The 11510-nt window shown below is 66.8% G+C and carries 11 protein-coding genes; 7 read left to right on the top strand and 4 right to left on the bottom strand.

Going from position 1 to position 11510, the window contains the following annotated elements; translation table 11 throughout:
* A partial coding sequence (speA, locus tag Q0D45_RS18445) for a biosynthetic arginine decarboxylase (protein ID WP_293396269.1) occupies positions 1-1148 on the top strand: 1148 nt, incomplete at its 5' end.
* Positions 1149-1158: 10 nt separating this feature from the next.
* Here speA and Q0D45_RS18440 read toward each other — a convergent pair.
* From Q0D45_RS18440 to argH, 4 genes are all read right to left on the bottom strand, one after another.
* Positions 1159-2061 (bottom strand): alpha/beta hydrolase, encoded by a 903-nt coding sequence (locus Q0D45_RS18440; RefSeq protein ID WP_293396266.1) that lies wholly within the window; start codon positions 2059-2061, stop codon positions 1159-1161.
* Between the two features lie 6 nt (positions 2062-2067).
* Positions 2068-3081, bottom strand: a complete 1014-nt coding sequence (locus Q0D45_RS18435) for a CocE/NonD family hydrolase (RefSeq protein WP_293396264.1) — start codon at positions 3079-3081, stop codon at positions 2068-2070.
* Between the two features lie 9 nt (positions 3082-3090).
* Positions 3091-4017, bottom strand: a complete 927-nt coding sequence (locus Q0D45_RS18430) for a CocE/NonD family hydrolase (protein WP_293396261.1) — start codon at positions 4015-4017, stop codon at positions 3091-3093.
* A gap of 136 nt (positions 4018-4153) precedes the next feature.
* Complete coding sequence (gene argH / locus Q0D45_RS18425; RefSeq protein ID WP_293396258.1) at positions 4154-5563, bottom strand: argininosuccinate lyase; 1410 nt, start codon at positions 5561-5563, stop codon at positions 4154-4156.
* Positions 5564-5700: 137 nt separating this feature from the next.
* On the opposite strand from argH, the gene Q0D45_RS18420 reads away from it, so the two are divergent.
* The 6 genes from Q0D45_RS18420 to Q0D45_RS18395 form a co-directional block, all read left to right on the top strand.
* A complete protein-coding gene (locus tag Q0D45_RS18420; RefSeq protein ID WP_293396255.1) occupies positions 5701-6807 on the top strand; it encodes a histidine kinase in 1107 nt (368 codons plus the stop codon).
* Positions 6808-6810: 3 nt separating this feature from the next.
* Positions 6811-7569, top strand: a complete 759-nt coding sequence (locus tag Q0D45_RS18415) for a LytTR family DNA-binding domain-containing protein (protein WP_293396253.1) — start codon at positions 6811-6813, stop codon at positions 7567-7569.
* Between the two features lie 32 nt (positions 7570-7601).
* A complete protein-coding gene (gene hemC / locus Q0D45_RS18410) occupies positions 7602-8525 on the top strand; it encodes a hydroxymethylbilane synthase (protein WP_293396250.1) in 924 nt (307 codons plus the stop codon).
* The gene (locus Q0D45_RS18405; RefSeq protein WP_293396248.1) at positions 8518-9294 is read left to right on the top strand and encodes a uroporphyrinogen-III synthase; all 777 of its coding nucleotides are present in this window, start codon (positions 8518-8520) and stop codon (positions 9292-9294) included. Before hemC ends, Q0D45_RS18405 begins: the two co-directional genes overlap by 8 nt.
* Positions 9291-10349, top strand: coding sequence for a uroporphyrinogen-III C-methyltransferase (locus Q0D45_RS18400; protein WP_293396245.1), 1059 nt, complete (start codon positions 9291-9293; stop codon positions 10347-10349). The genes Q0D45_RS18405 and Q0D45_RS18400 overlap by 4 nt, the downstream gene beginning before the upstream one ends.
* A gap of 16 nt (positions 10350-10365) precedes the next feature.
* Positions 10366-11510 (top strand): heme biosynthesis HemY N-terminal domain-containing protein (locus tag Q0D45_RS18395; protein ID WP_293396242.1); only part of this gene is annotated, 1145 nt, incomplete at its 3' end.

Raw genomic sequence — 11510 nt, 5'->3', positions numbered from 1 at the left:
ATTTCCATCTCGGTTCGCAGGTCGCCAACGTGCAGGACGTGGCGCGCGGCATGCGCGAAGCGGCGCGTTATTACGTGGAACTGCGCAAACTCGGCGCGCCGGTCGATACCGTCGACGTCGGTGGCGGCCTCGGTGTCGACTACGAAGGCACGCGTTCGCGCAGCTATTGCTCGATGAACTACTCGGTGCGCGAATACGCCCGCAACATCATCCGCACCCTGGCCGAGGTCTGCGAAACCGCCGGCGAACCGCAGCCGAACCTGATCTCGGAATCGGGCCGCGCGCTGACCGCGCATCACGCGGTGCTGATCACCTCGGTGGTCGATTCGGAAGTCGCGCCCAGCGGCGTGCTCGAAGCGCCGCATGCCGATGCGCCGGCCGCGTTGCGCGCATTGCACGAACTGCCGAGCCACATCGACGCCGACGGCCCGATCGAGTGCCTGCACGACGCCGCCAACTATCTGTCCGATGCCCAGACCCAGTACACGCTTGGCTTGATCCCATTGCGTGATCGCGCTTACGCCGAACGCGCTTACTACACCGTCGCCCGCGCGGTACTGCCGAAGCTCGATCCGACCATCCGCGCCGAGCGCGACACCCTCGACGAGTTGCGCGAAAAGCTGTCGGCCAAGTACTTCTGCAATTTCTCGGTGTTCCAGTCGGTGCCCGATGCCTGGGCGATCGATCAGGTGTTCCCGATCGTGCCGATCCATCGCCTGAACGAGCGCCCATCGATCCGTGGCCGACTCTGCGATCTGACCTGCGACTCCGACGGCCGCCTCGATCTCTATGTCGATCGCGAAGGCGTGGTGTCGACGATGGCGCTGCATGAACTGAAAGCCGACGAGCCTTATCGGCTGGCGTTGTTCATGGTCGGCGCCTACCAGGAAATTCTCGGCGACATGCACAACCTGTTCGGCGATACCAACGCAGTGAACGTCGTCGTCAAAGGCGACTCCTGGCGGCTCGAAGGCGCCGAGCATGGCGACCGCACCGACGAGCTGCTCCGCTACGTGCACCTCGCACCGGAAGCGCTGGCCCAGAGCTATCGCCGCAAATTCGCGGCGACCGATCTGCCGCCGGCAACGCGTAGTGCCTTGCTTTCCGAACTCGAAGCCGGCTTGAGCGGCTATACCTATCTGAGCTGAACAGCGGGCCTCAAGCGGCCCGCAGGAAGCGCCCGAACTCGGTGATGAAGCGCCGCGGTGATTCGAACGGAATCACGTGGCCCGAATTCGGAAACTCGATCAGCCTGGCGTGCGGTACCAGGGTGCCGAGCAAGCGCTGGCCCTCGGCCGGATACATCGCCGAGCGGCTGCCGATCATCACGGTCATCGGCTTCTGCATCGTGCTCATCGACTCGCGCCAGTCGAAGCCGTCTTCCAGATAGGAACGCAGGGAGTCGACGTAGACCGTCCAGTTGGTGGTCGGCACCAGGCGTTTCGCAAGCTGGTCGTAACGGGTCAGGCTGGCCGCGCCGCGCCAGCCGCGATGGCTGAACGCGAAGCCCAGGAACTCGGCGAGCAGTGCCCAGAAGCGCTGGCGCAGATGGCCGGGCACGCGCTCGAACGGCGTGTCGCGATAGATCTTCAGGCGGTGCAGCAGATCGCTCCAGTCGGCCAGCCGCTCGGTTTGCACGCTGCCGAGCATGCCGTGCTGCCAGTCGTCGCCATTGATGATCCGCGGCGCCTGATCGATGTGCAGATAGCTGTGCACGCGATCGAAGCCGTAGCGCGCGTGGTAGTCCATCGCCGTGCAGGCGCCCATCGACAGACCCGCGAGCCGGACCTGATCAAGGCCCAGACCCTCGATCAGATCGGCGAGGTCATCGGCGTGCTGGTTGATCAGCTGCGGCGTGGTGATGCGCAGGCCATGCGAACCGCCGAAGCCGCGCAGGTCCGGCAGGATGAAGCGCTGCTTCAGCAGCAGCGGCGCGATCACCGGCAGCCACAGCGCGCCCTGCATGCCGAAGCCATGCAGCAGCACGCAGGCTGGCCCTTTGCCGAGGCCGACATCGAGATAGTGAAGGCGGGCGCCGTCGCGCGTGATCAGATGGGGCATGAGGCTTCAGTTCAATGCGGTGGCAGGGACAACGGGGAGCACGACGCTCGATGGCCGTGCCGCGTCGTTGTAGATACTTAGAATACCGGCCAGCGACTGCAGCAGGCTCGGCAGCGGCGGCACGCCCTGCGGCAGATTGCTGGCGCCTACCGAGACGCGCAGCTTGTGGCCGGGCGCGAGCAGGGCGCTGGTCTGGAACACTTCCACGGGCACCAGCACCGGCTCGCCTCTCGGCAGTGCCATGACCGAGGCCTGGGTGTACGGATGCCAAGGCTGGATCATCTGGCCATCGAGCGTCCGGCTCTTGCTGGCATCGACGGCGCGCAAGGACGCCGTCTGCAGGCCGTCGGTCAGCGTGCGCGCGATGCCGCGCTCATCGACATCCGAGACCCGGATCGACAGGCCGGCGTCGCCGGCAGTGCTGTCCATCCAGATGTCGGCCTGGATCGGGCCGTTCAGATACATCGGCTCGGTCAGCGCGGCGGTCTCGTAGACGATCGACAATCGATCCGAGGCGTTCGAGTTCTCGAAGCAGGGCAGCGGGATGTAGCCGGCCGCGCCAGCCGTCCACTGCACCGTCGAGGCCGAGCACAGGCCGGCGATCGGCACCTGCAGCGCGCGGTTGACCGGCTCGCCGGCGGCCGGTGCCTCTGCGCTGAGCAGGCGGCTGCCGTGCAGGAACAGGCGCAGCGCGCGGGCATCCGGATGTGGCCAGTCGCGGGCCGTCACATAGCGCTCGGCGCCGTAGACCCATTGGGTGACGTTGGGAATCGTCTCCGCGCCCACGTCGAGGCCCTTCACGTACTGATCGAACCAGCGCAGCTGGATCTGATTCATCAGCGGCACGCCGTCGGCGGGCAGGCCGGCGCCGAACGCGGCGTCGAGATGAGTCCATGGGCCGATCAGCAATTTCGCCGGCACCTTGCGCTTCAGGATTTCGTAGCTCATCGGCTCGCTGCGCTGGAACAGGTCACGCAGGCCACCGACCACGAAGGTCGGCACGGTGACGGCATCGAGCACTTCCAGCGGCTAGCGGGTGCGCCAGAACGGGCCGTCGTAGGCGGTGTCCGGATCGCCAGCCAAGGCGTTGAGGATCAGCGGCGCCTGGAATTTCAGCGCGGCGTTGGCAAGGTGTTCGAGCACGATCGGCAGGCCGTTGGCCGGATCGGTCAGCGCCGTCGGGTTGGTCACGCCGAGCACGGTGATCAGGCTCAGCCACAGCGGGATGAACGTCGGGTTGATCTGGCCGCCGGTGAAGACGATGTCGCGGTAGCCGTCGCCGATCGGCACGATCGGGAACGCGGCCTTCACGGCCGGATGGTGCTGGGCGGCGGTCAGCATCGTCGAGATGCCGAGATAGGAAACGCCATACAGGCCGATGCGGCCATCGCTGAACGGCTGGGTGGCCGCCCACTCGGTGACTTCCGCGTAGTCGCCCTGCTCGGTTTCACCGAACGCTTCCCAGACGCCTCCGGACTGCCCGGTACCGCGCACGTCGACGACCACCGTCGCGTAGCCGTGCCGGACGATGTACGGATCGGCACCGCCGAGGGCGTCGACCTGGCTACCGACCACGCCGTTGTACGGCGTCTGCACCAGCACCACCGGGAACGGGCCGGTCGCCGGATTGCCAGCGGCATCGGCCGGCAGAGTCACGTAGGAGGCCAGGCGGATGCCGTCGTGCATGGTGATGTACTGCACCGGCATGCGCGCGATGCCGGCGTGCGCGGCCGGCGGATCGTAGGTGGTCCAGCTGGCGTTGCTGTTGCTGCCGATCACTACACCGTCAGTAGCAGCGGCCTCCCGGCCGCCCAAGGTCGACCAGTCAGCACTGCCTGCCGGCGTTGTCGTCGTCGAGCCGTCCGGGGCGCTGCTGCCGCCGCAGGCTGCGAGGAAGATGGCCACGGCGATGCCGGCGGCGCGCAGGGAAGCCCTGCCGAAGTTCACGATGCCCATTGTCCCCTCCCGTTATGAGGCGTTCCGCTTTCGCCTGGCTGTGATCGCCGGGTCGAACGAGAACGCTTGTTCACTGGAGGGCGATGATAACCCCTCGCCGGGCGTTTTCTACATCGGGATCGGCCGACGACCGCGATCAGCCGCGGTTGCGCGCTCTCGCAATCGCCGCGCGCACCTGCGCCGGCGCGGTGCCGCCCCAGTGATTGCGGGCATTCACCGAGCCGTCGAGCGTCAGCACGTCGAACACGTCGGCTTCAATCAAGACAGAGAAGCCGCGTAGCTCATCGAGCGACAACTCGGAAAGATCGCAGCCCTTCTTCACGGCATGACCGACGGCCGAGCCGACCGCGTGGTGCGCATCGCGGAACGGCAGGCCGCGCTTGACCAGGTAGTCGGCGAGATCGGTCGCCGTCGAATAACCCTTGAACGCGGCGGCGCGGCAGGTGGCGCGTTCGACCGTGACGTTCGGCAGCATCGCCGCGAACAGCCGCAAGCTCGCCGACAAGGTGTCGTGAGCATCGAACAGCGGTGGCTTGTCTTCCTGGTTGTCGCGGTTGTAGGCCAGCGGCTGGCCCTTCATCAGCACCAGCAGCGCATTGAGATCGCCGACCACGCGGCCGGTCTTGCCACGCACCAGTTCGGGCACGTCCGGGTTCTTCTTCTGCGGCATGATCGATGAGCCCGTGCAGAAGCGATCCGGCAGCTTCACGAAGCCGAACATCGGCGTGCACCACAGGATCAGCTCCTCGCTCCAGCGCGACAGGTGCACCATCGCCAGCGCGGCGGATGCGACGAACTCGATCGCGAAATCGCGATCGCTGACCGCGTCCAGCGAGTTCTCGGAGACGCTGTCGAAGCCCAACTGCTCGGCGACGAAATGACGGTCGATCGGGTAGACCGTGCCGGCCAACGCTGCCGAACCGAGCGGCAGCACGTTGGCGCGCTTGCGCACGTCGAGCAGGCGGGCGCGATCGCGCAACACCTGTTCGCGCCAGGCCAGCATGTGATGGCCGAAGGTCACCGGCTGGGCGATCTGCATGTGGGTGAAGCCCGGCATGATGGTGTCGGCTTCGCGCTCGGCGAGGTCGAGCAGCACGTCGGCGAGCACGCCGATGGTGATCACCAGTTCGTCGATCGCATCGCGGACGTACAGGCGCAGATCGGTGGCGACCTGATCGTTGCGCGAGCGCGCCGTGTGCAGGCGCTTGCCGGCGTCGCCGATCATCGCGGTCAGCCGTGATTCGATGTTCATGTGCACGTCTTCGAGCGCGACCTGCCACTCGAAACGGCCAGCTTCGATCTCGCTGCGGATCTGCGCCAGGCCGTCGACGATGGCCTCGACATCCGTCGCTTTCAGCACGCCTACTCGGCCTAGCATCCGCGCATGCGCAGTGCTTCCGGCGATGTCCTGCCGCCACAGGCGCTGATCGAAGCTGACCGATTCCGAGAACGCTTCGACCAGCGCATCGGTGCCTTCGGCGAAGCGGCCACCCCAGAGTTTGGCGGCGGGCGGGGTCTTCGGGGAAACGGGATCGGCGGGAGTCATTGTCGGCGCGGCACGGCTGGAAACGGGGAGAGATCGAGTCAGCCAGGAGCGGATTTCAGCTTCGGCCGGGCTTCTATTGTAAGGCGAGGGCTATAGCCCCGGAGACAGACCCCGGAGACTTCCGATAGGCTTCGTCGATGAAGCGATTCGAAGTCGCCGCCCACTCGGAAAACAGCCTGATCCCGGAGTTCTGTCGGGCGAATTCGCTGTTGACGCTGGCCTATGTGATGGAGCTGATCGCAGTGGTGTTGACCCTGGCCGTCGGCAGCTCCGACAGCCAGCAGGCGCTACGCCAGTTGCTGCTGCTGTCGCTGTATCTGCAGTGGACCGGGCTTTGCGCCGCCGCTGCCTTGTGCATGGTCCGCCGCTTCATGACGGCGCTGCCCAGCGGCGTGCTGTTCTTCATCTGCTGGTTCGTACTGGTACTGGTGACCTTCGGCGTCAGCACTGCGACCTGGCTGCTCGATCTGCGTTTCGCGCTCAATCTGCTGCCGCCGGCCGAAGCCTGGTCGTTCGTGCTGCGCAATGTCTGCATCGCCGCGATCGTCGGCCTGCTGCTGCTGCGCTATCTCTGGGAACACCACCAGTGGCAGGAGGAATCTCGCGCCGAGGCCGATGGCCGCTATCTGGCGCTGCAGGCGCGCATCCGTCCGCACTTCCTGTTCAACGCGCTGAACTCGCTGGCCGAGCTGATTCCCTCGAAGCCGGACGTGGCCGAGGAAATGGTCATCGATCTTGCCGACCTGTTCCGGGTCAGCCTCGATTCGCGCCAGCGGCTGATTCCGCTGCGCGAGGAGATCGAGATCGTCAAAGGCTATATGCGCATCGAGGAAATCCGCCTCGGTGACAAGCTGCTGGTCAACTGGGAAGTGCCGGACAATGTGCTCGATGCCCAGGTGCCGCGCCTCACCGTGCAGCCGCTGGTCGAGAACGGCGTGCTGCATGGCGTGTCACGGCTGCGCGCGCGCGGCATGCTGCACGTCATCGCCCGCCGCGAAGGCGAGTTCCTGATCATCGATGTCGAGAATCCGATCCCGCCCGAGGACTCGCCGAAGCGGGCGGACACGGGGACTGCCATCACCAATATTGCGCAGCGCATCAAGCTGATCTACGGCGAGCGTGCCAAGCTGATCCTCGGAGATGACCGGGATGAGTTCGGACCGCTGTTCCGTGCGCGCCTGCGTTTGCCGTATGTCTTGCATAGTGGCGCGGAATTGAACGCGCCCATCGCCCAGGAGGAGTGAAGCATGAGAGTCGTGATCGTTGATGACGAGCCGTTGGCTCGCGAGCGCCTGCGGCGTCTGGTCGCGGAATTCCCGGGTTACGAAATCGTCGGTGAAGCCGGCGATGGCGAAGCGGCGATCGAGATGATCCGCGAGGAAGAGCCGGACGTGGTGCTGCTCGACGTGCGCATGGGCATGGTCGATGGCCTGCAGGTGGCGCGCGCGATCAAGGAAGAAGACATGCCACCGGCCATCATCTTCATCACCGCCTACCCGGAGCATGCGCTGAGCGCCTTCGACGCCCAGGGCGATGCCTACCTGCTGAAACCGGTGCGCAAGGAAAAGCTCAAGGAAGCGCTGCAGCGCATCCGCAAGCTGTCGCGTGCGCAGAAGCCGACCATCGCGCTGCCCGGCACCAAGCCGGCCCGCGAGTTCGTGCTGGCCACCACGCGCGAAGGTCTGGTGCGGGTGCCGGCCGAGGACATCGTCTATTTTCTCGCCGACCAGAAATACACCACGGTCTGCCATCTGCACGGCGAAGTGCTGATCGAGGAATCGCTGAAGACGCTGGAAGACGATTTCGCGCCGTGGTTCCTGCGCGTGCACCGCAAGGCACTGGTCGCGACCCGCTTCATCGCCGGCCTGGAACGCGGCAAGGGTGATGAATCCCAGCACTGGCTGAAAGTGCGCCATGCCGCAACGCTGTTGCCGGTCAGCCGCCGCCGCCTTGCCGAGGTGCGCCGCTTCCTGACCGACGACGGCAGCGACAAGACGCTCGACTGATCACGCCCACGACTGCTGAAGGAAGTCCCGTCTTGCCGATCCGAATTGCAACCCGCGAAAGCCCGCTGGCGCTGTGGCAGGCCGAGCACGTCAAGGCGCTGATCGAGCGCACCCATCCCGGTACCGTGGTCACCCTGGTGCCGATGACCACCCTCGGCGACCAGCTGCTCGATCGCAGCCTCGCCACCGTTGGCGGCAAGGGCCTGTTCGTCAAGGAACTGGAAACGGCGATGTTCGAGAACCGCGCCGACATCGCCGTGCACTCGATGAAGGACGTACCGGCGCAGTTGCCGGATGGCTTGGTGCTGACCGCCTTCCTGGCCGGCGAAGATCCGCGCGACGCTTTTGTCTCGAACCGCTATGCCGCGCTGGACGAGCTGCCGCAGGGCGCGGTGGTCGGTACCGCATCGCTGCGCCGTCAGGCCCAGTTGCGCCAGTTGCGGCCGGACCTGGTGATCAAGGAACTGCGCGGCAATGTCGGCACCCGGCTGCGCAAGCTCGACGAAGGCCAGTACGACGCCATCCTGCTCGCTGCCGCCGGCCTGATCCGGCTCAAGCTCGAAGCGCGCATTCGCGAACGTTTCGACATGAACCGCTTCGTGCCGGCCTGCGCCCAGGGCGTGGTCGGCATCGAATGCCGGACCGACGATGCCGCCACCCGCGCGCTGCTGGCGCCGCTGCACGATCCGCAATCGGCGATCCGGCTGGCCGCCGAACGCGGCCTCAACGCGCGGCTCGGTGGTGCCTGCACGGTGCCGGTCGCCGGCCACGCGGTGATCACCGGCGATCGCTTGCGGCTGACTGGCCTGGTCGCTGCACCGGATGCTTCGGCCTGCGTCCGTGACGAGATCGAAGGCCCAACCTCGGAAGCCGCCGCCTTGGGCGTGCAGCTTGCCGAACGCCTGCTCGCCAACGGCGCTCGCGACATCCTCGCCAAGCTCGGCATCCATGCATGAGCAGACGACGCGGCTGGACGGTCTGACCGTCCTTGTCGCGCGTCCGGCGGAGCAGGCCGATGCGCTCTGCGCGCTGATCGAGCAGGCCGGCGGCCGGGTCCTGCGTCTGCCGCTGTTCGAGATCGCGCCGGTTGCCGATCCTCCGGCGGCGGCGCGTCGCCTGCAGGACGCGCGTTCGTTCGATCACTGGCTGTTCACCAGCAGCAACGCCGTTCGCCACGCCGCAGAGCTGTTGCCGCCGCCATGGCCGCCGCTGGCTGCCGTCGGCGCGGTGACCGCCGCTGCACTTGCCGGCCTGACCGGCACCACGGTGCTGGCGCCGGAGGACGGTGATGGTGCCGAAGCACTGTTGCGCCATCCGGCGTTGCAGGAAATCGATGGCCAGCGCCATCTGATCGTCACTGGCGAGCAGACCCTGCCGCTGCTCGAAGCCGGCCTGCGCGCGCGCCAGGCTGAAGTCGAGGTGCTGGCGGTCTATCGGCGCGTCGCCATCGACCACGCGCCGGAACGGATCGCCGAACTACTCGGGCAAGCGAACTTCGCGATCATCCCGAGTGGCGAAGCGCTGGCACGTCTGGCAGCCCTCACGCCGCCTGCTGCGCAGTCCCGGCTGCAAGCGCTGCAACTGGCCGTGCCGTCGCCGCGTGTGGTAGAAACTGCGCGGATTCTGGGCTTCGTGCACCAGCCTCTCTTGCCGCAACGGATCAGCGATGCGGCCTATCTCGAAGTCCTGTCGCGCCACCGCCCCGGCCACTCCCCGAACGCATGACCGAATACGAAGTCCCTGCTCGCGTGACATCAAGCCGTTCGGTTTGGCCCGTTCTGCTGAGCCTGCTGCTGATCGTCGCACTGGCCGGCACCGGCTACGCGGGCTGGCGGCTGTGGCAGCAGCGTGCTGCGACCGAGGAAACCGTTGCCGCCCAGGACACCCTGCTGCGCCGGCTCAGCCGCCAGCTTGGCGACGCCAGCGCCGAGATTCAGCAACTGCGCCAGCGCCAGAGTGATGTCACCGAAGCGGCGCGCCGCAACACCGACACGCTGGGCTCGCTGGCCAGCCGCGCCGACGATGCCGATGCCACGCTGGCCCGTATCAACACCACCATCCAGGGCGGCCGTAGTCGCGCCCAGCTGGTCGCCGTCGAGCAGCTGTTGCTGATCGCCAACGAGCGTGCCCGTCTGGCTCATGACGCCAAGGGCGCGGCCGATGCGCTGAGCCTGGCGCAGGACCGTCTCGGCGCGCTCGCCGAGCCGCAGCTGTTCGCGATTCGTGAATCGCTGGCCACCGAACGCGGCGCGCTGCAGGCGCTGCCCGGTGTCGATCTCGAAGCCTCCGCCTTGAGCCTGTCGGCACTGATCCGCCGCGCGCCGCAGTTTCCGCAGCGTTCGCGGACGCCGGCGCAGACCTCGGTCGTCGACTCCGGGCCGTCGCGCGATCTGAAGCCGGCTGGCGACAGCAGCGCCTGGTCGCGTGGCTGGTCCTCGTTCCGCGAAGTGCTCGGCGCGGTGTTCATCCTGCGCCGCAACGACAAGCCGGTGGATCGCCTGCTGCCGCCGGAGCAGGAAGTGCTGGTCGGCCAATTGCTGCTGATGAAGCTGGAAACCGCGCGCGCCGCGCTGCTCTCGCACCAGACCGGGGTGATGCGCGCCACCATCGAGGATGTCGAAGGTTTCCTCGACGATTACTACCGCAGCGATGATCCGGCGGTGCTTGGCGCCCGTGCCGAGCTTGATCGCCTGCAGAGCCTGGATCTGGATCCGCCGCTGCCGGAGCTGGGCCGTAGTCTCGGCCTGCTGCGCGCCTATCTCGACGCGACGCCGCGCTGACCGAACGCCCCGCCCCGTGATCGTCATCTTCCTGTTTCTGCTCGTCGTCTTCGTCGGTGGCCTCGTCGCCATCCTGCTGCTGCGGCCGGACACCGGCTATGTCTTGATCAACTACGGCCCGTGGGTGGTCGAGACCTCGCTGGCGGTACTGGTGTTCGGCGTGGCGCTGTGGTTCCTGGTGGTCTGGCTGGTGGTGCGCTTGTCCGGCTTCGCGTTTCGCCTGCCGACGAGCCTGCGCGAAGCGGTGGACCGCCGCCGCTCCGATCGTGCCCGTGATTCCTTCGAGAACGGCCTGCTGGCCTTGTTCGAAGGCAACTGGGCGCGCGCTGAAAGCGAGTTGGTCAAGCGCGCCAGCGATCACCATGCGCCGCATCTGAACTACCTCGCCGCTGCCCGCGCCGCGCAACGTCAGGCGGCATCGGATCGCCGTGATCACTATCTGCGTCTGGCGATGCTGAACAGCCCGGAGCACGAGTTCGCCACCTTGCTGTCGCAGGCCGATCTGCAGCGCAAGCGCGGCGAGTTCGAAGCCACCCGGCAGACCGCGCTGAAGTTGCGCGAGAAGGATCCCCGCCATCCGTTCGCGATCGAACTGCTCGCCGAAAGCCATGCCGCGCTTGGCGACTGGACCGCGCTGCGCGAACTACTGCTGGAGCCGGCCAGCGAAGGCGCGATCATCGCCAAGCGTCGCGAGCAGTTGATGAGCCGGGCGCTGCGCGAGCTGATGCAACAGGCGATCGATGAAGCCCGCTTGCCGGTGCTGAAAGCGCTGTGGGAATCGGCCGGCAGCCAGCGCGAGGATCGCGAAGTGCGCCTGGTCTATGTCCGCGGCCTGGCCCGGCTGAATGCCGATTCCGAAGCGCTGGCGCTGATCGCGCAGGCGCTGTCGGTCGATTGGGATGGCGATCTGGCGCTGCTCTACGGCGATCTGCATGCCAATGATCCGATCGGCCAGCTGGCGACCGTCGAGCAATGGCTGGCGCTGTATGGCGAGAAGCCGGAACTGCTGCAGGTCGCCGGTCATGTCTGCCTCGCCAACCGTCTGTGGGGCAAGGCGCGCAGCTATCTGGAAGCGGTACTGGCGGTCGCGCCGACACCGAAGGCCTGTCTCGATCTGGCCCGCCTCTGTGCCGATACCCAGCAGCCGGAAGAAGCGGCGCT

The sequence above is a fragment of the Nevskia sp. genome, assembly GCF_023266035.1.
Lineage (GTDB): Bacteria > Pseudomonadota > Gammaproteobacteria > Nevskiales > Nevskiaceae > Nevskia.
Note: the sequence above shows the minus strand (reverse complement) of the source record. Positions and strands in the feature narration are given on the sequence as shown.

Bases quoted from the DNA above. Each gene is read 5' to 3' on its own strand.
- Q0D45_RS18440 (WP_293396266.1), bottom strand. From the start codon at position 2,061: ATGCCCCATCTGATCACGCGCGACGGCGCCCGCCTTCACTATCTCGAT.
- Q0D45_RS18430 (WP_293396261.1), bottom strand. From the start codon at position 4,017: ATGGGCATCGTGAACTTCGGCAGGGCTTCCCTGCGCGCCGCCGGCATC.
- argH (WP_293396258.1), bottom strand. From the start codon at position 5,563: ATGACTCCCGCCGATCCCGTTTCCCCGAAGACCCCGCCCGCCGCCAAA.
- Q0D45_RS18420 (WP_293396255.1), top strand. From the start codon at position 5,701: ATGAAGCGATTCGAAGTCGCCGCCCACTCGGAAAACAGCCTGATCCCG.
- Q0D45_RS18415 (WP_293396253.1), top strand. From the start codon at position 6,811: ATGAGAGTCGTGATCGTTGATGACGAGCCGTTGGCTCGCGAGCGCCTG.
- Q0D45_RS18405 (WP_293396248.1), top strand. From the start codon at position 8,518: ATGCATGAGCAGACGACGCGGCTGGACGGTCTGACCGTCCTTGTCGCG.
- Q0D45_RS18400 (WP_293396245.1), top strand. From the start codon at position 9,291: ATGACCGAATACGAAGTCCCTGCTCGCGTGACATCAAGCCGTTCGGTT.